The sequence below is a fragment of the Halorubrum sp. F4 genome (assembly GCF_027257195.1).
GTDB lineage: Archaea > Halobacteriota > Halobacteria > Halobacteriales > Haloferacaceae > Halorubrum.
In genome coordinates this window covers 249,566-272,343 of record NZ_JAPDFS010000002.1, presented here as the reverse complement: position 1 = coordinate 272,343, position 22,778 = coordinate 249,566, and the positions used below count along the sequence as shown (strand labels likewise).

Below are 22,778 nucleotides of genomic sequence, written 5' to 3'. Positions count from 1 at the left end.
TCCCCAGCCTCGCGGCTCGCGCTCTTCGAGCGCTCGCCGCGTCCCTCGCGCGGGCCGGTTCGCGCCCTCTCGGGCGCTCACGGGCACGCGCCACCGCGGCGTCCGAGACGCCGGACTCCATCGCCCCGTCCCGGTTCGAGCGTCGCCGGATACCGTCAAGCCGGCCCGGTACCGGCGGGGTTTTTCCTCGCCGACACGCAGGGTCGTGTATGGAGCTGTTCGCCGTCCCGGACCTCCCGGAGATCCGGGAAGGAGACGACCTCGCGGCGATGATCGACGAGCGCGTCGACCTCCGCGAGGACGACGTCGTCGTCGTCGCCAGCACCGTCGTCTCCAAGGCGGAGGGGCGCACGTTCGACCTCGCGGACTTCCCGGCGGGCCCACGCGCGAACGAGATCGCGGACCGGCTCGCGACGATCGCCGGCGAGGAGAAGGACCCCCGGTTCGCCCAGGCCGTCCTCGAGGAGTCGACGGAGCTGATCACCGAGGCCCCGTTCCTCCTGACGGCGACCCGGTTCGGCCACATCGGCGTCAACGCCGGGATCGACCGGTCGAACGTCCCCGACGGCGACCTGCTGTTGCTCCCGAAACGCCCCTCCGAGAGCGCGGCGCGGATCCGCGAGGGACTCGCGGCCGACCGCGTCGTCGTCAGCGACACCTGCGGCCGGCCGTTCCGACACGGCCAGCGCGGGGTCGCGATCGGCTGGGCGGGAACCCCCGCGAGCCGCGACTGGCGCGGCGAACGCGACCGCGACGGCCGCGAGATGGGCGTCACCGTCCAGAACGTGATCGACGAGCTCGCGTCCGCGGCGAACCTCGTCGCCGGCGAGGGCGACGGCGGCACGCCCGTCGTCGTCGTCCGCGACTGGGCGTTCGGCGACCACGCCGGGTCGGACGAGCACTTCCGCGCGGTCGAGGGAGACTTCGTCCGGCAGGCGTTACGCGACTGGCGCTACGAGGACAACGGACGACATGAGGACCACTGACATGCTCGGAATCGAACTCACCCCCGAACACGACCCGCACCGCGTCGTCGACCTCGGCGTCCGCGCCGAGGCCGCCGGCTACGACGCCGTCTACTCGACGTGTCACTACAACAACCGCGACCCTTGGGCGGTCCTCTCACAGCTCGCGACCGCGACCGAGTCGGTCCGGCTCGGCCCCGGCGTCGCCAACCCCTACGAGACCCACCCGGTCACGCTCGCCTCGCGGGCCGCCACCCTCGACGAGCTGTCGGAGGGACGCGCCGTCTTCGGGATCGGCCCGGGCGACCCCTCGACGCTGCGGAACCTCGGGCTCGCGGACGAGCGCGGGCTCCGGCCCGTGCTGGAGGCGTTCAAGACCGCCCGGAAGCTCTGGGCCGGCGAGCGCGTTGACCACGACGGGACCTTCGACGCCAGCGGGGCGGGGCTCAACTACGAGCCCCCGCAGGGGGCGTCGATCCCCGTCCACGTCGGCGGCGAGGGGCCCCACATGTGTCGAATGGCGGCGAAGCACGCCGACGGACTGCTGTTCAACGGCTCGCACCCGAAGGACCTCGCGTGGGCCCGCGAGCAGGTCGACGACGGGATCGACGACCGGCCCGACCGTCGCGGCGACTTCGATCTGGTCGCCTACGCCGCGGTGTCGGTCGCCGAGGACGAGACCGCCGCCCGGGAGGCGGCCCGCCCGCCGGTCGCGTTCATCGCCGGCGGCGCGGCCCCGCCGGTGCTCGACCGACACGGGATCGACGCCGACGCCGCCGCCGCCATCGGCGAGCGCGTCTCCGCCGGTGACTTCTCCGCCGCCTTCGACCTGGTGACGCCCGCGATGATCGACGCGTTCTGTATGGCGGGGACTCCCGAAACCGTCCACGAGCGCGCGGCCGCCGTCGCGGAGCACGCCGACGGGCTCGTCGTCGGATCGCCGCTCGGGCCGGACCTCGAGGCCGGCGTCGACCTCGCGGCCGAGGCCGTCGACGGGCTCTTCTGAACCGACCGCCCCCGTGAAACGCGAGCCATCCGCGTCATCGGACATCGCGATACGTGGTGACGTGACACAAAGTTAACTCGTTTGAACCGTTGTGGGGGCGTATGTGCCGCTTCGTGGCGTATCACGGCCCGCCGATGGAGCTCGACGAACTGCTGTACAGACCGGATCACTCGATCATCGACCAGTCGATGCACGCCGAGGAGCGCGCCGCGAGCCGCTCAACGGCGACGGCTGGGGCGTCGGGTGGTACGACCGCGAGCGCTCCCCGGAGCCGGCGCTCCACAAGCGGGTGCGTCCCGCCTGGAACGACGACAACATGCGACACGTGAGCCCGCTGATCGAGACCTCGCTGTACTTCGCGCACGTCCGGGCGGCCAGCCCCGGCCTCTCGGTCCAACAGCTGAACTGCCACCCCTTCACCGGCGGCAGCGGGCTCCACGAGCGTGACGCCGACCTCGACCCGGTCGAGCGTGGTCGACGACGGCTGCTGTTCATGCACAACGGGACGCTCGGTGCCCACCGCGAGGTAATCCGTCGCGTCCGCGAGTCGCTCGACGACGAGTTCTACTTCGGGATCCACGGCTCGACCGACAGCGAACACGCGTTCGCGGTGATACAGGACGAACTCGGCCGTGACGTGGTGGAGCCGTCCCTCGACGACCTCGCGGACGCGGTTCACGGCGCACTCGAACGGCTGGAGACGCTTCGAGCCGAGATCGACGAGGAGGCGGGGACGCAGGCGACCTTCTGTCTCACCGACGGGGAGTCGATCGTCGCGACCCGCTACGCCACTCCGGGAACCGCAGCGCAGAGCCTCTACGTCGGCGAGGCGGGCTCGTTCGAGTCCGGTGGCGAGTTCTGCTCGACGCCGGATCCCGAGGGAACCGCCGCGACCATCGTCGCGAGCGAAGCGCTGTTCGAGGACGATCGCGTCTGGCGGGAGGTCCCACGGAACCACCGAGTGACGGTCGCGCCGGGCGGGACGGTCTCGATCGATCCTATCGAGTTGGAGGTCGTCGCCTGACCTTCCCGGCCGAACCGACCCGGAATCGGGAGCGCTACTCGCTTCGACCGCGACCGCCGAGCGAGGGGAGCTTCACGCCGATCTCGCCGAGGAGCGCGCCGACCGCCACGTAGCCGAGCACGGCGACGGAGGCGACGATCAACAGCTGTCCGACGACGACGAGGACCGCCGAGAGCGGGTCGCCCGCGCCGAGGATCAGGTCGTTCGCGAAGATGTCCACGAACCGGCCGACGTCGCCGACCAGCCGAGAGACGAAGCCGATGAGCGCGATCATGGCCGGACGTTGAACGGGGGGGTACTTGGGGTTTTAGTTCGCGGTTCGAATCGGAACGGGTCGGCACGACTCGACGGGGATCGGTCCCGGTTCCCCGAACCGAACGCCTTACACCCGGGCGACCCTGACGGCTTCGACATGAACACGGTGCTGTGGGTCCTGACGGGGATCCTCGCGTACACGGCGGCCATGACGTGGCTCCGGAACCAGGGGATCCTCCCGGACTCCGTGCGGATCTCCGGCCCGCTCACGACCCTCCACACCCGTCGCGGGCGGGCGTTCCTCGAACGGCTCGCCGGACCGCGGCGGTTCTGGCGCGCGGTCGCGAACCTCGGGCTCGGCGGCGCGCTCGTCGCGATGGTCGGCTCGTTCGTCCTCATCGTCTCCTCGGGACTCTCCGCGCTCTCGGCCACGCAACCCTCCGCGATCCAGCAGCCGCAGAACTTCCTCATCATCCCCGGCGTCAACGAGTTCCTCCCGCTCTCCGTCGCGCCCGAGATCGTCGGCGGGCTCGCGATCGCGATGGTGGTCCACGAGGGTGCACACGGCCTGCTCTGCCGGGTCGAGGACATCGACATCGACTCGATGGGACTGGTCTTCCTCGCGGTCCTGCCGGTCGGCGCGTTCGTCGAGCCGGACGAGGAGGCGACCCGGGAGGCCTCCCGCGGCGCTCGAGCGCGCATGTTCGCCGCCGGCGTCACCGCGAACGTGGTCCTCACGGCCGTCGTCTTCGCGCTGCTCTTCGGCCCCGTCGTGGGCGCGATGGGCGTCGCGCCCGGATACGCGGTCGGCGAGGTGAATCCGGGGTCGCCCGCGGCCGACGCGGGCCTCGCGCAGGGCGACCGGATCGTCGAGGTCGCCGGCGAGCCGGTCGCGGACGCCGCGGCGTTCGACGCCGCGCTCGCGGACGCCGGCGCGGACGTCCCGATGGTCGTCGACGACGGCGACGAGGAACGCCAGGTCACCGTCGAACGGGAGCTTCAGGCGGTCGGCTCGGCGGGCGGGAATCCCTTCGGCGTCACGGTGAGAGAGGAGCCGTTCGTCGTCACCGCGGTGAACGGCGAGCCGGTGCGGACCGAGGGCGAGTTCCTCGCCGCCGTCGGCGACGACGAGCGGGCGACCGTGGCGCTCGAGGGAGTTGACGGCGCGAACGTCGCCGAACGCGAGGTGCCGGTCGGCGCGTACATCGTCGGCGTTCAGGAGGACGGCCCGATCCACGACGCGGGCGCGGCGGTCGGCGAGCCGCTCACGATCGTGGAGATCGACGGCGACCGGATCCGTGACGACGAGGCGTTGGCGGCCACGCTCCAGGAGCGCGAGCCCGGAACGACCGTCGAGGTGGTCGCGTACACCGCCGCCGACGAGCGCGTCAGCTACGACGTGGAGCTCGATCCGCACCCGAACCGCGAGGGCGGGTTCATCGGCGTGAGCGTCTTCCCGGGCACGAGCGGGCTCGCGCTCGACGACGTCGGCGTCTCCGAGTACCCGGCCGGCGCGTACCTCGAGCTGCTCGGGGGCGACGGCGGCGAGGGTGCGCTCGACGGGGTTCCGATCGGCGGGCTCGCGGACTCCGCGCTCGGGCTCGTCTTCGTGACGCTGATCCTCCCGCTCGGCAGCCTGTTCGGGCTGCCGTTCAACTTCGCCGGGTTCGCCGGCGGTATCACCAACTTCTACGTCCTCGAGGGCGGGCTCGCGTTCCTCGGCGGCGGCGCGTTCCTGCTGGCGAACCTGCTCTTCTGGACCGGCTGGATCAACATCCAGCTCGCGCTGTTCAACTGTCTGCCCGCGTTCCCGCTCGACGGCGGTCGGATCCTCCGGATGGTCGCCGAGGCGGTCGTGAGCCGGCTCCCGATCGGTGACCGACACGCGGCCGTCCGGACGATCACGGTCTCCTCCGGGTTGGTCATGCTCTTCGGGCTGGTGTCGATGGTGTTCGGCAACCAGATCCTCTCGGCGCTCGGGCTGATCTGACCGATCGAGGTCGCCGACAGCAACGTCGGCCGCAGGGGAAACGGGTTTCTCCGCGGGGGAACACGGTGGAGTATGAGCCACTCGCGAACCGTCGAGATCGAGGGCCACATCATCGACAGCGGGACGATGCAGCGCTGTTTCGGCGCGGTGATGGACCTGGACGGCTCCTTCGACGTCGAGCAGTTCGACGTGGGGACCCACGAGGAGGCCGAGTCGTACTGCCGAATGCGCGTCTCCGCGGACGACGAGGAGACGCTCCGGGCGATCCTCCACGAACTGCACCAGAACGGCGCGGTGTTGGAGGACCCCTCCGACGTGGCGCTCGTCGCCGCCCCCGACGACAAGGTCGTCCCCCCGGACTTCTACTCGACGACGAACCACCCGACCGAGGTGCGATACGACGGCGAATGGATCGACGTCGAGCGGATCGAGATGGACTGCGCGCTGATCGTCGATCCGAACGGTCCGGACGGTGAGCCGCGGGCGTACACGAAGGTCCTCAACGCCGTCGAGGAGGGCGACCTCGTCGCGACCGACGAGTCGGGGATCCGCGTGAACCCGCCGGAGCGCCCACGCGGATCCGGCGGCGCGTTCGGGTTCATGCAGGGCGGCGTCTCCTCCGAGCGTCCCTCCGAGTCGACGATCCGCGAGGTCGCCGCGGAGCTGCGCGAGGTGAAGGAGGCGGGCGGCAACGTGATGGTCGTCGCCGGCCCCGCGGTCGTCCACTCGGGCGCGGGCGACGCGCTCGCGGAACTCGTCGAGGCCGGCTACGTCGACTCCCTGTCGGCGGGCAACGGCTTCGCCACCCACGACCTGGAACGATCGCTGTACGGCACCTCGCTCGGGATGGACGTCGAGACGCTCGAACACCCGCGGAAGGGGCACAAACACCACATCTGGACCATCTCGGAGATCATCCGCGCCGGCGGGATCGAGGCCGCCGTCGAGGACGGGATCGTCTCCGAGGGCGTGATGTACCAGTGCGTCGAGAACGACGTCGACACCGTGCTCGCGGGGTCGATCCGCGACGACGGCCCGCTCCCCGACACGATCACGGACGCGGTCGAGGCGCAGGACGCGATCCGCGATCAGGCCCACGACGCCGACATCGTGCTCATGCTCGCGACCCTCCTCCACTCGGTCGCGGTCGGGAACTGTCTCCCCTCGACGACGAAGACGGTCTGTGTCGACATCAACCCCGCCACCGTCACGCAGCTGCTCGACCGCGGCTCCGCGCAGGCGGTCGGCATGGTCACCGACATCGGCACGTTCGTGCCCACCCTCGCGGAGTTCGTGCTCGACGAGGACGCCGAGGCGGTCGCGGAGGCGGGTGAGAACGCGTGAGCGTCGAGCTCCGTCCCTACGACGCCTCGACCGATGCCGAGGCACTTTACGATCTGAAGGTCGCCTTCGAGCGCGGGCTCGGCGAGAACACCGGCGGCGAAGCGAAGGCGACGGCATACGCGGGCAAACTCACCGACGACTACCGCGAGAAGTGGCTCGCGTGGGTCGACCGCTGCGTCGCCGACGAGCCGCGCTGTGTGACCGTCGCGGTGGACGAAACCGCGGATAGTACTTCGATCGTCGGCTACGTCTTCTGTCTGCCCGAGCGGCTGGCGTTCGTCTGGGACGCCGCCGTGATCAACGAGCTCTACCTCGCGCCCGACTACCGTGGCACCGGCGTCGCCGACGACCTCATGAACGCCGCGCTCGACCTCGCTGTCGACCAGGACCTCCCGCTCGACCGGATCGTGCTCGACGTCGACCCGAAGAACGAGCGCGCACGGGGCTTCTACGACCGGCACGGCTTCGAGTCCTGGGGCGAGATGGTCGCTCGACCCGTCGGCGACGCCGAAGAGTGAGAGGCCACGTCGGCGACGACTGAGGGGAGGACCGACCGAGGGGACGGCGGCCGACCGCCGTCCTCCGACCGCCGCCGTCAGAAGGCTATTGGCTCGCAGGCGAGAAGGGAGGACGTGACCGATACCGACACCACGCGCGAGTGGATCCTGGCCGAGCGGCCCCGCGGCGAACCGGACCTCGACTGTTTCGACTTCCGGGAGCGAGACCGCCCGAGTCCCGACGCCGGCGAACTGCTCGTCCGCGTCCGCTACCTCTCCGTCGACCCGTACATGCGCGGGCGGATGCGGGACGCCGAGTCGTACGCGGAGCCGTGGGCGGTCGGCGACGCGCTGCAGGGTGGCGTCGTCGGCGAGGTGGTCGAGAGCGCCGACGACCGGTACGAACCCGGCGACCTCGTGGTTGGAAACGGGACGTGGGCCGACCACGCGGTCCTCGACGCCGACGACGTCGCACCCGTCGACCCGGCCGTGGCCGACCCGCCCGCGTACCTCGGCGTCCTGGGGATGCCCGGTCGGACGGCGTACTTCGGCCTGCTCGAGGTCGGCGAGCCGAAGCCGGGCGACACGGTCGTCGTCTCCGGAGCGGCCGGCGCGGTCGGGTCCGTCGTGGGCCAGATCGCGAAGCTGAACGGCTGTCGCGTCGTCGGCTTCGCGGGCACCGACGAGAAGACCGAGTGGCTCACGGCGGGCCTCGGCTTCGACGCCGCGATCAACTACCGGACCGCGGACGACTACGGCGCGGCGCTCGCCGAGGCCGCCCCGGACGGGGTCGACGTCTACTTCGACAACGTCGGCGGCCCGATCACTGACGCGGTGTTCCGAGACCTGAACCTCGACGCACGGGTCGCCGTCTGCGGGCAGATCGCCCACTACAACGACGAGGAGACGCCCACCGGGCCGCGGAAGCTCCCGCTTCTCATCGCCGCGCGTGCGAGGGTTCAGGGACTGCTGGTGAGCGACTACGCGACCCGGTTCGACGAGGCGGCGGACCGGCTCTCGAAGTGGGTCGCCGACGGCGAGATCGAGCATCGAGAGACCGTCGTCGAGGGGCTGGAGAACGCGCCGGACGCGTTCCTCGGGCTCTTCTCGGGGGACAACGTCGGGAAGCAGGTCGTCCGAGTCGACTGAGACCGCTCACCGAACGCTCGATATCGGACCGTCCCGAGAACTCACCAGAGGTCCTGGATCCGCTGCTCGATCGCGGTAACCACCGTCGAGTAGACTTCGAGCGGGTGGATCGAGGAGAGTTCGAGATCCGTGACCGCAGCGCCCGTCGGTGGCTCGTGAAAGTGTACCCGAGCGTTGTGCGTGTTCGGGTGTCGATCCCAGCGACACTCCCAGTGGCCTTCGTCGGCCCGATCCTCGAGATAGTGTATCGAGAAGTCGTCCGTCGTGAACCATCGGACGTCGATCCGGGCCGCAGTCGCCGGATCGGGATATCGTTCATCGTCGATCCTCGTCCGGAGGAGCCGTGGTTCGTACGGGTCCGGCTCGAACAGCGTCTCCGCGACGAGCGGGTCGGACGCCAACCGTCGTTCCAGGAGGCGCAACGTCTGTCGGTCCGGCGGGCCGGTCGAATCGGCCGTCGGATCCTCCGATGGTGGACCCATTAGGCTGGTATCAGATGGCCGTCGTTCTGTGAGAGCCGGCGGGCGAACTCGTAGAGCCGGATATCGCGGATCACCCCCCGCCACTCGCTGACCGCGTTCATTCGGTCGTGGATCGTCCCGTGGTCGGCAGTCTCGAACACGGAGACTGTGGCCGGATCCGTGGTTCCGAACCGTGCCTCGTATTCGGATCGACGCTCCTCGAGGTCCGCGACACGGTCGACGATCTCCTCGACGGAGAGGTCGGCGGCGATCCGGCTCGCCTCTTGCCATTCGAGATATCCCGCGTTCCGTTCGTACCTCGCGGGACGACCGTCGTGATCCGCACGGACGACGCCCATCTCCGCCAAACGGTCGAGATGCTTCTTCGCCGCGTTCGGCGAGCACCCCGCGAGGTCAGCGATGTCGGTATACGCGGTCGGCGACGAGACGCCGAGAACGACGTCGTATATCCGATCGAACGTGTCAGTTCCCTCCTGCCACCGCGGCCGTTCACCATCGGATTCGGGAGCCGGGTCGAAATCGATCACGACGGTCCGTATGGGACGTTTCGCAATATATCTTCGTTTTATTCATATATCTGTAAGCCCGGCGAGATCGTCGTTCCGGAGACTCGCCGGGAGCGGAGGTGGAAGTCCATGACTCATCGTCACGCCCCGATCGCGATCCCCCACAGCCCCGCGACCACGAACACGACCGCGACGAGGAGGGGAAACGCGGCTCGACGGAGTCTCGAGAGCACGAACCCACGGATCGATCGCTCCGTGATCACGAGGTCGCCGGAGAGCGCGATCCCGGTCGTCCCGTTCTCCCCGCGCCCGTCGCGTTCGATCCGGCCGGCGACGAGATACTCCTCGCCCGGGTCGATCCGGCGCTCGACGTAGCGGCGAGCGCCGAGGAAGGGGATCGCCGCGATCCGTCCGGCGACCGGATCGAGTCCCTCGCGGACGTCGACGAACCGGCGCACCCGGTCGGGGGGCGTCTCTCCCGCGCCGACGCGGACGACCGTCGGGACCGTGTCGAGCGAGAACCGCCGCGACGACGGGCGGACGGCGAGGCCGCCGGCCGCGTCGTCGAGGACGCCCGGGTCATCGGGGACGCTCGGATCATCGGGGACGCTCGGGTGGTTCGGATCGTCCAGCGAGAACGGAGCGGTGGCGATCCCGTCGTCGAGGTGCGCGTGGAACCACGGGACCCCGATCCCGAACGGCTGGCGTTCGGTGACCTCGAACTCGAACCCGAGACACTCGGTTCCGGTGAACGGGCTCCTGAGCGTTTCCGCCGACGCACGCGCGGTCCCGCGGACCGCGACGAACTCGCCGTCTCCGCCGTCGGTCACCGCGTCGGGTCGGCGGACCTCCGTCCGGAGCAGCCGCGGAAGGACGACGAGCGGACGGGCTCCGTACCACGCCATCGCGAGACCGAGTCCGACGAAGAGACCCCCGAACAGGGTCAGATACATCGACGAGTGGAGAACGACCGCGAAGGGCTGGCGGGCGACCGTGACGGGACCGCGGGCGAACTCGAAGGAGTCGTCGTGGAGGGGATCACGTCGCCCGGTTCGGGCGGGTAGGGCATAAAGGTCCACGACGCTGACGGGCTCCGCCCCCCGGAACTATCACCGCCGGTTCCGTTGGCGACCCATGGGACGCGTCAACGAGGCCGAGTTGGAGTGGACCGAGACCGACCGCGGCGAGGCACGGTTCAGGCGGAAGCAGCTGGGCGAGGCCGCCGGCGGCGACGCGATCGGGTGTAGCCTCTACGAGCTGCCGCCGGGGGGCAAGTCGTGGCCGTTCCACTACCACACGGCGAACGAGGAGGCGATATACGTCCTCGAGGGGACCGGTACGATCCGGCTGGCGACGGTGGCGGACGAACCCGGAGCGGACGACACCGGGACGGACGAAGCCCACGAACTCGTGTCGGGCACGTACGTCGCGCTCCCGGCCGACGAATCCGGGGGGCATCGGGTGATCAACGACTCGGAGGGTGCCCTCCGGTACCTCGCGATCTCGACGATGGTGGAACCTGACGTCACGGTGTATCCCGACTCGGGGACGTTCGGCGTGTACGTCGGATCCCCGCCCGGCGGCCGGGAGGAGCGCTCGCTGGAGGGCTACTACGACGCCGAGGACGCCGTCGGCTACTGGGACGGGGAGTAGCGGAGGATAGGGCCGACCCGCGGAGAGCCACGACTCGGGAACGGCCGACAGGAGTTATGTAGGTCGCGGCGGAACCATCAGGTATGCGTTACCTCGTAGCCACCGACGGGTCCACGCTGGGTGACGAAGCGGTCCGATACGCCGCGCGCCAGGCGGCCGCGTTCGACGCCACGCTCGTGGTCGCTCACGTGTTGACGCCGGACTCGGAACTGATCGACGGCACGCTCGTCCTTCCCGGGGAGGAGGCGGCCGTCGAGGAGGGCGAACGCGTCCTCGAGAACGCACGGTCGGTCGCGAACGACGTCGCCGACGAGGCGGCCACCGAGATCGACGTCGAAACGCAGCTGCTCACCGGACGACCCGCGGACGCGATCACCGAGTTCGCGGGCGAGAGCAACGCCGACGCGATCTTCGTCGGACACCGCGGGCTCTCCGAGGAGCGCGAACAGGTCGTCGGCAGCGTCGCGAAGAGCGTCGTCGACAAGGCGGTGGTTCCGGTGACGGTGATTCGGTGACGGTCATCCGGTGACGGTGGTTCGGGGACGGCGACTCGATGACGACCGTTCCGTGACGGTCGTCCGCGGTCGACGTTCGTCAGCGTCTGCCGCGGCGCGATCGTCGTCCACGTCACCTCATCGACGCCACTTCATCGACGTCACCTCATCGGACCGACCGTCGACAGGCTTTAGTCCGTGCCAGTAATAATGTGTAGTATCGACAAGAACGTTGGAGTCACGGACAAGCGCGTCAGGACCGTGATCGGCGCGGTCTTGGGAACGGTCTCGCTCGCGACGCTCGCCGGTGCCGCTCCGCTCCCCGCGATCGCGTCGCCGATCCTCGGCGTCGTCGCGCTCGTCATGCTCGGTACCGCGGCGACCGAGACTTGCGGACTGTACTCACTCCTCGGCGTCGACACCTGCTCGGTCTCGCCGGACGAGACGCGATAGTCGATCGGACGATTCGGCGGGTCCCGGCCGGCACTTACTCCCAGGCGTCGGGGCCGAAGTCCGGGTGGACCTCCCGGGCGTACCGTTCGATCCCGTCGATCCGGCCGATCTCCTCGTCGGTCAGCTCGAGCTCCCGGCTCGACCAGTTGTCGGCGATGTGACTCTCGCTCGTGGCCTTCGGGATCGCCGTCACGCCCTTCTCGCGGAGCCACGCCAGACTGACCCGTGCCGCGCTGGCGTCGTGGTCCGCGGCGATCTCGCCGATCACGTCGTTCTCGAACACCGTCCCGCGCGCGAGCGGCGAGTACCCGACGATCTCGTAGCCGTGTTCCTCGGCGTGAGCGCGCAGCTCCGTCTGCTTACAGAACGGGTGCGTCTCGACCTGGTTCGCGAAGATCGGGGCGTCGAGGACGTCCATGGCCCGCTCGACGTGGTCGGGCTCGAAGTTCGAGACGCCCACGCGCTCTATCAGTCCGCGGTCGCGGAGTTCGTCAAACGCCGGAAGCGTCTCCTCGGGGTCGTACGCGCCCGCCGGCCAGTGGACGTACAGCAGGTCGACCGCGTCGACGCCGAGCTTCTCGAGGCTCTCCTCGGTCGTCTCGATGACGTCCTCGTACGCGAGGTTCGATGTCCACACCTTGGTGGCGAGAAAGACGTCCTCGCGGTCGACGTCGGCGGCGGCGATCCCCCGACCGACCGCCGACTCGTTGCCGTACGCCTGTGCGGTGTCGACGTGACGGTACCCCGTCTCGAGGGCGATTCTGACGCTCTCGGCACACTGTTCCGGGTTCTCGTTCTCCCAGGTACCGAGCCCGAGGACCGGCATCCCGTTCGCTCGAGCCACGCTATCGGCCGACTGCTCCGGAGAAGACATGTCCCGGGATGGGCGCTCGAGCGACTAATGGGTTCGGAAACGGGCTCGAGATCGGCCGCGGCATCGCCGACCGCAACGTCGCTGATCGCGGCGAAGCGACGACGATCGAAGCCCGTCCCGTCCACGACGGCGGTTTTCGCCACCGTCTCGGTTCCTTTTAGGTATCCGGACCGAACGCGGAGACGACGATGGCACTCGCGAGCGCCGGCGCACGGCTTCACTTCGGCTTCTGTAACCTCAGCCTCTCACACGAGCGGCTGTACGGCGCGGTCGGGCTGGCGCTCGCGGAGCCGCGCGTGGAGATCGAGGCGACGCCGGCCGAGTCGGTCGCGGTGAGGGTCCGGGACGAAGCGGCGGAGGCCGTCGGGAGTCGCTCCGCGTCCGCCGTCGCGAGCGCGCTCCACAATGACGTCCGCGAGTACGCCGCGACCGCCGCCGGCCTCCTCGGCGTTCCGGGCGCGACCGTCACGGTTCACGCCTCGCTCCCCCGACACGCGGGGTTGGGGAGCGGGACCCAGCTGGCCGCGACGACGCTGGCAGCGATCGCCCGGGCGTACGGGATGGACCCTGCGGTCCGGGAGCGGGCTCCCGCGCTGGGACGGGGGGGTCGCTCCGGGGTCGGCGTCGCGGCCTTCGAGGCGGGCGGGTTCGTCCTCGACGCCGGCCACCCGACCGCGCGGTTCACCACCGACCGCCCGGACGACGGGGAGTGGCGGGTGCCGCCGGTCGCCGCACGCCACCGAGTCCCCGACGACTGGCGGTTCCTGCTCGTCCGACCGGACGCGGGGCCGGGACGAAACGGGGAGAGCGAGGACGCCTCGATGCGGGCGGCCGTCGAGCGGGCGGAGCCGGGGCTTGCCGACCGTATCGCCGGGATCGTTACACGCCAGGTGCTGCCCGCCATCGCCGCGGGCCGGGCGGAGACGTTCGGATCGGCTGTCGCGTCGGTGGGACGGCTCAACGGCGCGTGGTACGCCGACGAGCAGGGCGGCGTCTACCGCTCGCCCGTCGGCGACGTGGTAGCGGCGCTGTCGGCGTCGCCGGCGATCTTCGGGGCCGGACAGTCCTCCTGGGGTCCCGTCGTCTACGGGGTCACCGACGCGGACCACGCCGGCGCGGCGAGGGAGGCTGGCGACAACGCGCTCGAGACCGCGGGCGTCGCCGGAAACGTCGCCGTCGTCCGGGCCACGAACGAGGGTGCACGGGTCGACGGCTGAACGGGGACCACGACGGGATCGCGGCCGCGCCGACTGGACGACGAGGGACAACACTAAGCGGGCCCGCGACCCGTACCGAGGTATGTCGAGTGTCCCGTTCGGCGTCGCCCGACTGGATTCGATCCTGGACGGCGGCGCGCCCCCCGGAAGCGTGGTCCTGCTCGCCGGCGAGTCGGGGGCCGGCGCGCGGGAGTTCCTCTACACGAGCGCGGCGATGAACGCCCTCGGTCGGACCGACGAGGAGCTGTTCGACCTCTACTACGGCGATCTCCCCGGCGACGGGGAGGTCCCGCCGGCGGTCCACTATCTCTCGTTCACCGCCGGCGAGGAGGCGCTGACGAGGGAGATGGAGTACACGCTGGCGGAGGAGGTCGTCGACGCCGCGGTCGAGGGGATCGAGTTCCGCGACCTCTCGCCCGAGTTCTTCCAGCTCAGTCCGGTCCCGCGGGAGTGGTACGAGGGGGAGACGACGACGATCGCGGACCTCGGCGAACACGGTCGCTACGACGACGTGCTCACCGCCTTCGGCGACTATCTGACCGACCACGCCGCCGGCAACGTCGTCTGTATCGACTCCGTGACCGACCTCGTCTCCGCCGCCTCCGACGACATGGAGTGGAGCGACATCGCGATGGTGATGAAGGGATTGAAGAAGGCCGCCACCCGGTGGCAGGGACTGATCCTGGTGTTGGTCAACGCGGACGCGCTCTCGGACCGGGAGTTCGGCACGCTGATGGACGCCGCCGGCGGCACGCTCCAGTTCACGTGGGAGAGCGGCGGGTCGAAGCGCGCTCGGACCATGTTCGTCCGGGAGTTCCGCGGCGTCCTCTCGCGGCTCGAGGCGGAGAACATCGTCCGGTTCGAGACCGAAGTCCACGACGGCGGCTTCGACATCAGCGACGTTCGAAAGATCCGGTGAGGAGTTCAACGGATCCGGCGAACCGCGCGACAGGTTACTTAAGCCTCGCCGCCGAAGGTGGCGTAGATGCGGAGGACATCTCGATGAGCGATCCCGACGGCGAGGGGACCGTCGAGGGATCGGTCGAGGGCGCCACCGACGGGGGAGACGGGGTGGAGGCCGCGGCTCCCGGGAGCGACGGTCACGGCGCGTCGCCCCCCGAGGAGATCGCCGAGATCCGTGCCGCGCTCGTGGACCTGCGCGAGACGACCGATCGCCTGGAGGGATCGATCGACTCGGTGCGTTCGGAGCTCGAATCGCTCGGCTCGTCGGTCGACGAGGACGTCGAGGACCTCCGCGAGCGGTTCGTCCGGCTCTATCGCGATCTGGAGGGGAAAGCCGAGGCGGACCACGAACATCCCGAGACGGCCGAGCGACTGGAGACCGTCGCGGCCGACCTGGAGACCGCCGCGGAGCGACTCGACGGCGCGGAGACGCGGATCGAGTCGGTCGAGGAGGCGCTCGATCGGCTCGACGCGACGGTGACGGCCGTCGAGACCGACGTCGGCGCGGTCGACGATCGCGTCGCGAACGCGGAGGAACGCCTCTCGACCGCCGAGGACCGTCTCGAGGAGTTGACGGCGGCGGATGAGGACCGTTCGGAGAAGCTCTCGCGGGTCGCGAGCGCGGTCGTCCGGACGCAGCGCGAGCTCCGAGCGGTTCGACGGGACCGCGCCGACCAGGAGCGGCTCGATACGCTCCTCCGGACGGCGAACCGGCACGGGGTTCGGAAGGCCGACTGCGGCGGGTGTGAGAACACGGTCCGGCTCTCGCTGCTCTCGACTCCCGAGTGTCCCTTCTGTGAGGCCCGGTTCGACGATCTCGACCCCGCGGACCGGTTCTACCGGCGCTCGACGCTGACCGTCGACGACAGGCCCGCACTCGAGGGTGACGTGGCCCCGGACGAACCGGCCCGTTCCTCGTCGGGTCCCGGGGACGGGACGCCACCGGAGTCGAGCACGGGTGACGGTGAAGCGAGCGGCGGGGAAGCAAGCGGCGGGGAAGCGAGCGGTGAGGGGATCCGTCGCGACGACGAACCGAACGGCGGGACCGATCGGGGCGGACGATGAGTGACGACCCGACCGATCGATCCGGGGACCCGACCGATCGATCTGACGACGAGGTCGACGTACTGGACGACGACTCGATCGAGGAGACCGACGTACTGGACGACGAGCCGTTCGACGGGATCGACGCCGACCGCGGCGAGGGCCTCTTCACCGGACCGGACGGGACGGGCGAGACGGAGCGGACCGCCGCCGATCCGTTCGCGGAACTCGAGGACGATCCGGAGCCCGTGGGAGCCGGCGACGACCCGTTCGAGCGGATGGAGGTCGACGAGGTCGACGTCGACGGCGTCTGGGACGCGTTGGAGGCGGGTCCCGACGACCTCGATGAGGGCGTAGAGGTCCCGGAGGCGGATCCGCGCGAGGCGACCGACCACGTCGTCGACAAACGGACGTACTGTCACCGGTGTCCGTACTTCGCTGAGCCGCCGGAGACCGCCTGTACTCACGAGGACGCGTCGATACTCGAGGCTATCGGCTTCGAGGAGTTCCGCCTCCGCGACTGTCCGATGGTGACGGACGAGGGTCCTCGATTCGATCGGCACGGCCGGATCGACGAGTGACTCGGAGACGAGCGTGATCAACAGGGAAGATAAACGTGTCCGAGCCGTAGCGTCGGGAGATGCAGTTCTGTGACGACTGCGGTTCGATGATGGTCTCGCGGGACGGCGTGATGGTGTGTCAAAACGACGACTGCGGGGCGACCACCGAGCGCGACGAGGAGCTCGCCGAGCGGTTCGAGTCGACCACCGAACAGACCGGCGAGGAGGTGATCGAGACGGAGGAGGGCGCGAACTTCGAGGGGAAGCCGACCGCCACCGACGTCGTCTGTGAGGCGTGCGGCCACGACGAGGCGTGGTACACGATCAAACAGACCGGCGCGGCCGACGAGCCCCCCACCCGATTCTTTAAATGCAAGGAGTGCGGCCGCCGCTGGCGCGGGTACAACTGAGCGATGCGCCCGGTCCTGACGCGCCGGCGACGCCGACTGCTTCTCACGATCCTCCCGATCGGGTTCCTCCTCGGGCGTCTCATCGGGTTCTGGCGGGTCCGGATCGCGGTCGGGAGACTGCTCGCGCAGTTGCCCGACGAGGGCGTACCCGATCACGTACAGGTGCTGCCGCCGCCCACGGACGAGTACGCCGGTACCCTGCCGATCACCCCGGCGGAGACCCGCGAGCGACTCTCCGAGTGCGGCTTCTCGGAGCTGGTCCGCGCGTACTTCCACGCGTACGACCGCGACGGAGAAACGGTCCACGAGGTCGGCAGCTTCGTCCACCGCCCGGAGGGACTCACCGGCGACTGGCAGGTCCACGTCCGGCTGTTCCCGACCGCCGACGGCTCGACGGAAGTGTGGGCCCACTGGGAGCGGAACCCGTACGTGGCCCCGCTCGCACACCTCCGGATGGAGGGGTACGACCCCGCCCGCGGCGAGCGGATGGCCGCGGAGTTGATCGACGGGCTGCGGTGACCGTGGCCGGCCCGCGACGGGTTCTCGCTCCGGGGCTCGCGGCGTCGACGGTCACTCCGCGCGGAGCCGCGGCGCGAGGAAGTCGGCGACCGCGCCGGCGACGTCGTCGGTACGGCCGACGAAGAAGTGGTCCGACTCGAACTCAACCGTCTCGACGCCCAGTTCTTCCGCCCGCTCGACGACGGGCTCCCAGTCGGCGGTCGAGTCGCGAGTCGCGTACACGACGCGGACGGGCGCCCCGCGCGTCGCGAGGTCGTCGAGGGCGGCGACCGCGTCGACATCGGGGTTCAGCCGCGCGGTGGGCGCGAGCGCGCAGACGCCGGCGAGCTCCGGCCGCGAACCGGCCGTGACGAGCGCGACGGTGCCGCCGAACGAGTAGCCGAACAGTCCGACCCGCTCGTACCGATCGAGCGCCCAGCCGACGGCGTTGTCGGCGTCAGTACACTCACCGTACCCCTCGTCGTACTCGCCGTAGTCGAACCGGAGGCAGTCGATCCCGCGGGCGGTCAGGGCGTCGGAGACCGCGGTCAGCCGCCCGTCGCCGCGGTGGCCGCCGTGGCGTGGGTGTGGCGGACACGCGACCACGACGGCGTCGACGGTCGCGTCGGCCGTGCCGGCCGCGGCGGAGCCGTCGCTGCCGGCGGTATCGAGCGTCGCGCGCACGTCGCGGCCGCCGGGAATCAGGACCGTGTCGCTCACGGCGATCGCGTCCTCACGGGACCTGCGTCACGCGGTCGACGCCGTCGAGGTCGGCGAGATCGGCCGCGAGCGCCGCCTGGTCGACGTCGGCCTCGTAGTAGAACACCACGTCGAAGGTCCCGTCGCGCAGGAGCTGTTGACACTCCCAGACGAACGCCTCGTCCTCGAGAGTGCGTCCCTGGAACTGGTTCGACGAGAAGTCGGTGTCGTCGTTGCCCGCCTCGATGTACGTCTCGCCCTTCCCGGCGTGGTCGGCGATGACCTCGTTGGCGTCGACGGTGAGCTCGTGCATCTCGAGGTCCTCCTGGCCGGCCAGATCCGTGTGAACGATACAGCCGGCGAGTTCGATGTCGCCGGGCTCTAAGAGCGCCTTCGTCCGCTGGTAGAGGTCCGACTCCAGGGTCTCCTTCATGTCCGATCGTTCGATTCCAGCGATAAACGCGTGGCGATTGCGCGGGAGAGCGTCGGAACCGAACCGCCCGGCCTACCGCCCGCCGTCGGTCAGCGCGACGCGGTCGTCGACGTCGGCGTCCGCCTCGGACTCCCGGCCGCTCACGACGGCGTCCGATTCGGTCGCACGCTGCTCGACGGACGCCTCCTCCGTCGCGAAGTGGGTCCAGACGGTGACGCCGGCGACCGCGTAGGCGACGAGGTCGTAGTGGACCGCGCCGCCGAAGCCGGTGAACGCCGCGAGAGTGCTGTACCCGAAGACGGCACAGACGCCGCCGACGAACGCGAGTTCTCGGGTGATCCGACCCTCGGTCGCCGCGGCGACCGCCCGGCGGATCGTCGGTCCGCAGGCGACGAGGAACGCGACGCCCGACAGCGTGGCGAGGTTGACGAAGAAGTGCGTCGCCACCCGCGAGTCGAGGATCGACCGGAGGTACTCGACGGTGACGGGGTCGTAGAACAGCCACTCGAGGCGGGTGGGGTACAACACCGCGACGTACGGCGTCGCGACCATGAGCCCGAACAGCACCGCGACGGCGACGCGGGCGGAGGCGAACTGCGAGGCCCGCCGGCTCGCGAACGCCTCGTCCCCGGGAGCGACCGCGAGGCCGTGCGACTCCAGTTCGCCCCGAAGGTCGTCCCGCGAGACGGACGGGTCGTGATGGACGCCGACGGTCCCGTTTCGCTGGGTCGCCGAGGCGGCGCTGACTCCGTCCCGGTCCGCGAGGATCGCCTCCAGGAGCGACTCGTCGCGTTTCGTCTCGAGTCCCCCCACCTCGAAGGTGTCGTGGACGTGTGAGTTCGGGACTCGCGCGACCCGTGGTCCCCCGTTCGGGTTCGGGTCGTCGATACCCCGCCTTTCGGCCGCAGCCTCGAGCGCCGATCGAGGACCGCGATACGGGTCGTCCGACATGGGAGACGGATCGGGTTCCATCAGCATGAAACTTCCCCCCACGCGGATCGCGGCGTCGCCCACACGAAGCGGGGCGTGCGGTGACGTGAGGAGGAACGATCGTCGAGGCCGGAGTTCAGCGGACCGTCGGCGCGTGCCGCTCGAACGTCTCCGTCGGAACGCCGTCGACGGCGACGGAGTCGACCTCGTGTGTGGGCCACTGGCCGGTCTTCGTGAGCAGCTCGTGGCGGTCGCCGTCGACGAGGTACGTGTCCTCGCTCTTCGCGCCGGCCACGGTCGGGTTCCAGGCGTACCCCATCGGCTCGACCACGGGCTCGTCGCCGTCGGGGCGCGCGATCCACTCCCGCCCCGCGTAGCCCGCCGCCCCGCCCTGGTGGTGGTGCTTCCACTCGTCCTCGAACCCCACCGCGTCGTACGCCTCGCTGATCGCCTCGAAGACGTCGCCGGCGGTCCCCGGACCCTCGCCTTCCCCGAGGTCGCCGGCGGCGGCCGCTCGGGTCGCGGCGAGCGCCGTGGCCTCGACGCGGGCGGCCGCACGGTGGCGTCGCTCGAGCCAGTCCGGCGGGTCGAACGCGACCGTCCGCGTGAGCGAGGCGTACAGTCCCCCGCGTTCGGCGGTGATCGAGACGAGCGCGTACTCGCCGAGGGTCGCGTCGGTGGGGACGAAGTGGCGGTAGGACTTCGCGCGCTCCGCGCCGCCGACGAGGACCACCGGCGTGTTCACGTCCCGCGAGGCGAGCGAGATGTCGATCCCGGCGGCCACCTCGTACTCGGGGTCCTCCGGCTCGAGGTTTCGACAGACCGTCTCGAGGGCGGCCGCCGCCTCACGGCCCAACTCGCGGTAGCGCTCGACGTCCTCGTCGGTGAGCGGCTGTCGGAGTCGGCTCGCCTCGACCGGATCGAACTCCGGCGCGTCGAAGTCGGCGGCGGCGGGCAGCGGGGAGCGGTCGGCGACCGCCTCCGCGAGCGACGTCGCGTACCACGGGAACGACTCGACCGTGAACGCCTCCGGCAGTTGCTCGTCGGCGAGCCGGCGGGCCTCGATGCTGTCCGTGACGGCGCGAAACTCGCCGTCGTAGCCGGCGGCGGCGATCCCCAGTGAAGCGTCCGCGTCGACGACGTTGTCGCCGCCGGTGAGCCACGCGAAGCCGTTGGGCTCGGCGAACCACACGGCCTCGAGCCCGCGGGCGTCGAGGTACTCGTCCAACCGGTCCACACGAGCGGAGAGATCGACCATACGAAACGGCTCGCGCCGACGCAGTAAAACCGGTCGAAAGCCGTCGACGGTACGCCACCACGACGTCGCCGATCCGAACCCGTGATCGTCTCGCGGGCCCCCGAAACGAAAGGTTCAATTACGTCCCCCGGATACGACGAGATGCGTCAGTAAGCCCCGGCGGGTTGGTAGTCTAGTCCGGTTATGACACCTCCTTGACATGGAGGAGGCCGGCAGTTCAAATCTGCCCCAACCCACTTTCTCACGAGGCTCGGACGACGAGCGACGGTGACGCGGAGGTCGTCGAAACCGACCCGGTCACCCGCCGACGACCGTCCCGGCGAGCACCGCGACGCCGGCGACCGTCCCGCCCGACGCGAGCAGGACGTAGTTCGCGATCGGGTTCGCCGCCCGCACGACGTCGAGAGTGTAGTGGTCGCCCCTGACTGGCGCGTACGGCCGGATCCCCATCGGCGTGATAACGTCCGCGAGGAGGTGTGAGACGACCGTTCCTGCCCCGAGCACGAATCCGAGCGCGCCGAACGCGATCGCCCGGAGGACCCCCGCCCCGAATCCGACCGCACCGCCGACGAGCGCGAAGAGGGCCCCGAGAGCGAGCGCGAACCAGACGGTGTGGGTGATCCCGCGGTGTGTCACGAACGGGACGCGGGTGTCGAGGTCGGGGAGCATCGCCGTCGAGACGACGACTGCGCCTGCGACCGCCGCGAGTTCGATCCCGGGGAGCGCGGCGAGCGTGAACCCGACCGGCGAGTACGCGGCGAGCGCGGCCCCGACGTGGCCGTTCCGGTACATGGCGGCGTTCCCTCCCGTCTCCTCACCGGTCCCGCAGGACCGTCTCGCCCGGCGCGACGGTCGCGCCCGAGGAGAGGACGATCCCGACGTTGATCGTACAGTTGATCCCGGTCCTGACGCCGTCGCCGCAGACGATCCCGAACTTCCGACGGCCCGTGCTCACCCGCTCGCCCTTCACCGTGAGCTCGACCGGCTCCCCGTCGTGTCTGAGGTTCGCGACGGTCGTGCCCGCGCCGAGGTTGACGTCCTCGCCGAGCACGCTGTCGCCGAGGTACGTGAGGTGTGGCACCGCCGAGTCGGCCATCACGACGCTGTTCTTGATCTCGACGCCGTGGCCGACTCGCACGTCCGGTCCGAGGTACGTCGCGCCGCGGACGTACGCGTTCGGGCCGACGTGGCTGCCGGCCCCGACGAGCGCCGGCCCCTCGATCACGACGCCGGGCTCGACGGTCGCGCCCGCCTCGACGACGACGTCCCCCCGGAGCTCCGCGTCGTCGCTGACGTCGCCTGCGACCTCGCGATCGAGCTCCGCGAGCTTCCACTCGTTGGCCGCGAGCAACTCCCACGGCCGGCCCACATCGAGCCAGCGATCGAAGGGAACCGACCGCACGTCGGTCGTCTCACAGGCCCGCTGGAGCACGTCCGTGAGCTCCAGTTCGCCGCGCTCGCTCTCGTCGACGTCGAGCCACGCGAGCGCCTCGGCGGGGAAGACGTACCCGCCCGTGTTCACGAGGTTCGAGGGCGGGTCCGCGGGCTTCTCGACGACGCCCTCGACCCGACCGTCGGCGACGCGCAACACCCCGTACGACGAGGGGTTCTCGACCCGATAGGAGCCGACCGCGGCGTCCGCCTCGTACAGCGCCGCCAACGACTCGCGGTCGTAGAGCGCGTCCCCGTTCAACACGACGAAGGGGTCCTCGCTGAGCTCGCTTCGGGCGGTGCGGACGGCGTCCGCGGTCCCGAGTTGTTCGGCCTGCGTGACGGTCACGACGGGTACCGGCCAGTCGCGCTCGTCGAGGGCGGTTCGGACCACGTCCGCCTCGTACCCCACGACGACGACGATGCGGCTCGCGCCGGCGGCGATCGCGTCCTCCAGACACCGGACGACGAGCGGTTTTCCGGCGACCGGTAGCATCGGCTTCGGCGTGTTCGCGGTCAGCGGACGCATCCGCGTTCCCTCGCCGGCCGCGAGTACGACGGTCTGCATATACCCGCACGTCAGCCGACGGCGGGAAAGGTATTGCGGCGTCGTCCGGCGGCCGTCGGCCGACCGGTGGACGGA

The 22,778-nt window shown here is 70.3% G+C and carries 27 protein-coding genes and 1 tRNA gene; 17 read left to right on the top strand and 11 right to left on the bottom strand.

Annotation, left to right across the window (positions count from 1 at the left end):
- The first annotated feature begins 209 nt into the window (after positions 1-209).
- From OKW78_RS06140 to OKW78_RS06130, 3 genes are all read left to right on the top strand, one after another.
- Positions 210-986 (top strand): coenzyme F420-0:L-glutamate ligase, encoded by a 777-nt coding sequence (locus OKW78_RS06140; protein ID WP_281194329.1) that lies wholly within the window; start codon positions 210-212, stop codon positions 984-986.
- Between the two features lies 1 nt (position 987).
- Positions 988-1,971 carry a 5,10-methylenetetrahydromethanopterin reductase gene (locus OKW78_RS06135; RefSeq protein WP_281194730.1) on the top strand — a complete coding sequence of 328 codons (984 nt, stop codon included), beginning with the start codon at positions 988-990 and terminating at the stop codon, positions 1,969-1,971.
- Positions 1,972-2,062: 91 nt separating this feature from the next.
- A complete protein-coding gene (locus tag OKW78_RS06130) occupies positions 2,063-2,995 on the top strand; it encodes a class II glutamine amidotransferase (protein WP_321169321.1) in 933 nt (310 codons plus the stop codon).
- 34 nt (positions 2,996-3,029) lie between these two features.
- Here the strand turns inward: OKW78_RS06130 and OKW78_RS06125 are convergent, their stop codons facing one another.
- Positions 3,030-3,269 (bottom strand): hypothetical protein, encoded by a 240-nt coding sequence (locus OKW78_RS06125; protein WP_281194327.1) that lies wholly within the window; start codon positions 3,267-3,269, stop codon positions 3,030-3,032.
- Positions 3,270-3,407: 138 nt separating this feature from the next.
- Between OKW78_RS06125 and OKW78_RS06120 the strand changes: the two genes are divergently transcribed.
- From OKW78_RS06120 to OKW78_RS06105, 4 genes are all read left to right on the top strand, one after another.
- A complete protein-coding gene (locus OKW78_RS06120) occupies positions 3,408-5,240 on the top strand; it encodes a site-2 protease family protein (protein WP_281194326.1) in 1,833 nt (610 codons plus the stop codon).
- Between the two features lie 72 nt (positions 5,241-5,312).
- Positions 5,313-6,584 (top strand): TIGR00300 family protein, encoded by a 1,272-nt coding sequence (locus tag OKW78_RS06115; RefSeq protein ID WP_281194325.1) that lies wholly within the window; start codon positions 5,313-5,315, stop codon positions 6,582-6,584.
- The gene (locus tag OKW78_RS06110) at positions 6,581-7,102 is read left to right on the top strand and encodes a GNAT family N-acetyltransferase (protein ID WP_281194323.1); all 522 of its coding nucleotides are present in this window, start codon (positions 6,581-6,583) and stop codon (positions 7,100-7,102) included. The genes OKW78_RS06115 and OKW78_RS06110 overlap by 4 nt, the downstream gene beginning before the upstream one ends.
- 114 nt (positions 7,103-7,216) lie before the next feature.
- Positions 7,217-8,230 carry an NADP-dependent oxidoreductase gene (locus OKW78_RS06105; RefSeq protein ID WP_281194322.1) on the top strand — a complete coding sequence of 338 codons (1,014 nt, stop codon included), beginning with the start codon at positions 7,217-7,219 and terminating at the stop codon, positions 8,228-8,230.
- Between the two features lie 41 nt (positions 8,231-8,271).
- Here OKW78_RS06105 and OKW78_RS06100 read toward each other — a convergent pair whose 3' ends face one another.
- The 3 genes from OKW78_RS06100 to OKW78_RS06090 form a co-directional block, all read right to left on the bottom strand.
- Complete coding sequence (locus OKW78_RS06100) at positions 8,272-8,712, bottom strand: hypothetical protein (protein WP_281194321.1); 441 nt, start codon at positions 8,710-8,712, stop codon at positions 8,272-8,274.
- On the bottom strand, positions 8,712-9,239 hold the full coding sequence (locus OKW78_RS06095; protein WP_281194319.1) for a sugar-specific transcriptional regulator TrmB: 528 nt from the start codon (positions 9,237-9,239) through the stop codon (positions 8,712-8,714). Before OKW78_RS06095 ends, OKW78_RS06100 begins: the two co-directional genes overlap by 1 nt.
- A 119-nt stretch (positions 9,240-9,358) precedes the next feature.
- The gene (locus OKW78_RS06090; RefSeq protein WP_281194318.1) at positions 9,359-10,297 is read right to left on the bottom strand and encodes a hypothetical protein; all 939 of its coding nucleotides are present in this window, start codon (positions 10,295-10,297) and stop codon (positions 9,359-9,361) included.
- Between the two features lie 55 nt (positions 10,298-10,352).
- On the opposite strand from OKW78_RS06090, the gene OKW78_RS06085 reads away from it, so the two are divergent.
- The 3 genes from OKW78_RS06085 to OKW78_RS06075 all read left to right on the top strand — a co-directional run bounded on the left by OKW78_RS06085 (position 10,353) and on the right by OKW78_RS06075 (position 11,818).
- On the top strand, positions 10,353-10,871 hold the full coding sequence (locus OKW78_RS06085; protein ID WP_281194317.1) for a cupin domain-containing protein: 519 nt from the start codon (positions 10,353-10,355) through the stop codon (positions 10,869-10,871).
- Between the two features lie 83 nt (positions 10,872-10,954).
- Complete coding sequence (locus OKW78_RS06080; RefSeq protein WP_281194316.1) at positions 10,955-11,386, top strand: universal stress protein; 432 nt, start codon at positions 10,955-10,957, stop codon at positions 11,384-11,386.
- Positions 11,387-11,584: 198 nt separating this feature from the next.
- Positions 11,585-11,818: a DUF2892 domain-containing protein gene (locus OKW78_RS06075; RefSeq protein ID WP_281194729.1), complete on the top strand. Its 234-nt coding sequence runs from the start codon at positions 11,585-11,587 to the stop codon at positions 11,816-11,818.
- A 34-nt stretch (positions 11,819-11,852) separates the two neighbouring features.
- Here OKW78_RS06075 and OKW78_RS06070 read toward each other — a convergent pair whose 3' ends face one another.
- Positions 11,853-12,644 (bottom strand): aldo/keto reductase, encoded by a 792-nt coding sequence (locus tag OKW78_RS06070; protein ID WP_369335032.1) that lies wholly within the window; start codon positions 12,642-12,644, stop codon positions 11,853-11,855.
- Positions 12,645-12,880: 236 nt separating this feature from the next.
- Between OKW78_RS06070 and OKW78_RS06065 the strand changes: the two genes are divergently transcribed.
- The 6 genes from OKW78_RS06065 (at position 12,881) to OKW78_RS06040 (ending at position 17,405) form a co-directional block, all read left to right on the top strand.
- Positions 12,881-13,909, top strand: a complete 1,029-nt coding sequence (locus OKW78_RS06065) for a beta-ribofuranosylaminobenzene 5'-phosphate synthase family protein (RefSeq protein ID WP_281194314.1) — start codon at positions 12,881-12,883, stop codon at positions 13,907-13,909.
- 82 nt (positions 13,910-13,991) lie between these two features.
- Positions 13,992-14,828, top strand: a complete 837-nt coding sequence (locus OKW78_RS06060; protein WP_281194313.1) for an HTR-like protein — start codon at positions 13,992-13,994, stop codon at positions 14,826-14,828.
- A gap of 83 nt (positions 14,829-14,911) precedes the next feature.
- Positions 14,912-15,937: a hypothetical protein gene (locus OKW78_RS06055; protein WP_281194312.1), complete on the top strand. Its 1,026-nt coding sequence runs from the start codon at positions 14,912-14,914 to the stop codon at positions 15,935-15,937.
- On the top strand, positions 15,934-16,497 hold the full coding sequence (locus OKW78_RS06050) for a hypothetical protein (RefSeq protein WP_281194311.1): 564 nt from the start codon (positions 15,934-15,936) through the stop codon (positions 16,495-16,497). Before OKW78_RS06055 ends, OKW78_RS06050 begins: the two co-directional genes overlap by 4 nt.
- Positions 16,498-16,556: 59 nt before the next feature.
- On the top strand, positions 16,557-16,886 hold the full coding sequence (locus OKW78_RS06045; protein WP_281194310.1) for a transcription factor S: 330 nt from the start codon (positions 16,557-16,559) through the stop codon (positions 16,884-16,886).
- Positions 16,887-16,889: 3 nt separating this feature from the next.
- Positions 16,890-17,405, top strand: a complete 516-nt coding sequence (locus OKW78_RS06040; protein ID WP_281194309.1) for a hypothetical protein — start codon at positions 16,890-16,892, stop codon at positions 17,403-17,405.
- A 51-nt stretch (positions 17,406-17,456) separates the two neighbouring features.
- On the opposite strand, the gene OKW78_RS06035 is transcribed toward OKW78_RS06040, so the two are convergent.
- The 4 genes from OKW78_RS06035 to OKW78_RS06020 all read right to left on the bottom strand — a co-directional run bounded on the left by OKW78_RS06035 (position 17,457) and on the right by OKW78_RS06020 (position 20,704).
- On the bottom strand, positions 17,457-18,104 hold the full coding sequence (locus OKW78_RS06035) for an alpha/beta hydrolase (RefSeq protein ID WP_281194308.1): 648 nt from the start codon (positions 18,102-18,104) through the stop codon (positions 17,457-17,459).
- A gap of 13 nt (positions 18,105-18,117) precedes the next feature.
- Positions 18,118-18,516 (bottom strand): DUF5778 family protein, encoded by a 399-nt coding sequence (locus OKW78_RS06030; protein WP_281194307.1) that lies wholly within the window; start codon positions 18,514-18,516, stop codon positions 18,118-18,120.
- Between the two features lie 72 nt (positions 18,517-18,588).
- Entirely contained in the window at positions 18,589-19,467 is an 879-nt protein-coding gene (locus OKW78_RS06025; protein WP_281194306.1) for a hypothetical protein, read from the bottom strand.
- Between the two features lie 115 nt (positions 19,468-19,582).
- On the bottom strand, positions 19,583-20,704 hold the full coding sequence (locus OKW78_RS06020; protein WP_281194305.1) for a Xaa-Pro peptidase family protein: 1,122 nt from the start codon (positions 20,702-20,704) through the stop codon (positions 19,583-19,585).
- A 161-nt stretch (positions 20,705-20,865) separates the two neighbouring features.
- Between OKW78_RS06020 and OKW78_RS06015 the strand changes: the two genes are divergently transcribed.
- Positions 20,866-20,940 (top strand) — tRNA-Val (locus OKW78_RS06015).
- Positions 20,941-21,001: 61 nt separating this feature from the next.
- Here the strand turns inward: OKW78_RS06015 and OKW78_RS06010 are convergent.
- Both OKW78_RS06010 and glmU read right to left on the bottom strand, forming a co-directional pair.
- Entirely contained in the window at positions 21,002-21,496 is a 495-nt protein-coding gene (locus OKW78_RS06010; protein WP_281194304.1) for a metal-dependent hydrolase, read from the bottom strand.
- A gap of 22 nt (positions 21,497-21,518) precedes the next feature.
- Complete coding sequence (gene glmU / locus OKW78_RS06005) at positions 21,519-22,703, bottom strand: bifunctional sugar-1-phosphate nucleotidylyltransferase/acetyltransferase (RefSeq protein WP_281194303.1); 1,185 nt, start codon at positions 22,701-22,703, stop codon at positions 21,519-21,521.
- Positions 22,704-22,778: the final 75 nt, after the last annotated feature.

Excerpts from the sequence above, each read along its gene's own strand:
- OKW78_RS06140 (WP_281194329.1), top strand. The coding sequence starts at position 210 with ATGGAGCTGTTCGCCGTCCCGGACCTCCCGGAGATCCGGGAAGGAGAC.
- OKW78_RS06135 (WP_281194730.1), top strand. The coding sequence starts at position 988 with ATGCTCGGAATCGAACTCACCCCCGAACACGACCCGCACCGCGTCGTC.
- OKW78_RS06125 (WP_281194327.1), bottom strand. The coding sequence starts at position 3,269 with ATGATCGCGCTCATCGGCTTCGTCTCTCGGCTGGTCGGCGACGTCGGC.
- OKW78_RS06120 (WP_281194326.1), top strand. The coding sequence starts at position 3,408 with ATGAACACGGTGCTGTGGGTCCTGACGGGGATCCTCGCGTACACGGCG.
- OKW78_RS06115 (WP_281194325.1), top strand. The coding sequence starts at position 5,313 with ATGAGCCACTCGCGAACCGTCGAGATCGAGGGCCACATCATCGACAGC.
- OKW78_RS06100 (WP_281194321.1), bottom strand. The coding sequence starts at position 8,712 with ATGGGTCCACCATCGGAGGATCCGACGGCCGATTCGACCGGCCCGCCG.
- OKW78_RS06085 (WP_281194317.1), top strand. The coding sequence starts at position 10,353 with ATGGGACGCGTCAACGAGGCCGAGTTGGAGTGGACCGAGACCGACCGC.
- OKW78_RS06080 (WP_281194316.1), top strand. The coding sequence starts at position 10,955 with ATGCGTTACCTCGTAGCCACCGACGGGTCCACGCTGGGTGACGAAGCG.
- OKW78_RS06070 (WP_369335032.1), bottom strand. The coding sequence starts at position 12,644 with ATGCCGGTCCTCGGGCTCGGTACCTGGGAGAACGAGAACCCGGAACAG.
- OKW78_RS06065 (WP_281194314.1), top strand. The coding sequence starts at position 12,881 with ATGGCACTCGCGAGCGCCGGCGCACGGCTTCACTTCGGCTTCTGTAAC.
- OKW78_RS06060 (WP_281194313.1), top strand. The coding sequence starts at position 13,992 with ATGTCGAGTGTCCCGTTCGGCGTCGCCCGACTGGATTCGATCCTGGAC.
- OKW78_RS06055 (WP_281194312.1), top strand. The coding sequence starts at position 14,912 with ATGAGCGATCCCGACGGCGAGGGGACCGTCGAGGGATCGGTCGAGGGC.
- OKW78_RS06050 (WP_281194311.1), top strand. The coding sequence starts at position 15,934 with ATGAGTGACGACCCGACCGATCGATCCGGGGACCCGACCGATCGATCT.
- OKW78_RS06045 (WP_281194310.1), top strand. The coding sequence starts at position 16,557 with ATGCAGTTCTGTGACGACTGCGGTTCGATGATGGTCTCGCGGGACGGC.
- OKW78_RS06040 (WP_281194309.1), top strand. The coding sequence starts at position 16,890 with ATGCGCCCGGTCCTGACGCGCCGGCGACGCCGACTGCTTCTCACGATC.
- OKW78_RS06030 (WP_281194307.1), bottom strand. The coding sequence starts at position 18,516 with ATGAAGGAGACCCTGGAGTCGGACCTCTACCAGCGGACGAAGGCGCTC.
- OKW78_RS06025 (WP_281194306.1), bottom strand. The coding sequence starts at position 19,467 with ATGTCGGACGACCCGTATCGCGGTCCTCGATCGGCGCTCGAGGCTGCG.
- OKW78_RS06020 (WP_281194305.1), bottom strand. The coding sequence starts at position 20,704 with ATGGTCGATCTCTCCGCTCGTGTGGACCGGTTGGACGAGTACCTCGAC.
- OKW78_RS06010 (WP_281194304.1), bottom strand. The coding sequence starts at position 21,496 with ATGTACCGGAACGGCCACGTCGGGGCCGCGCTCGCCGCGTACTCGCCG.
- glmU (WP_281194303.1), bottom strand. The coding sequence starts at position 22,703 with ATGCAGACCGTCGTACTCGCGGCCGGCGAGGGAACGCGGATGCGTCCG.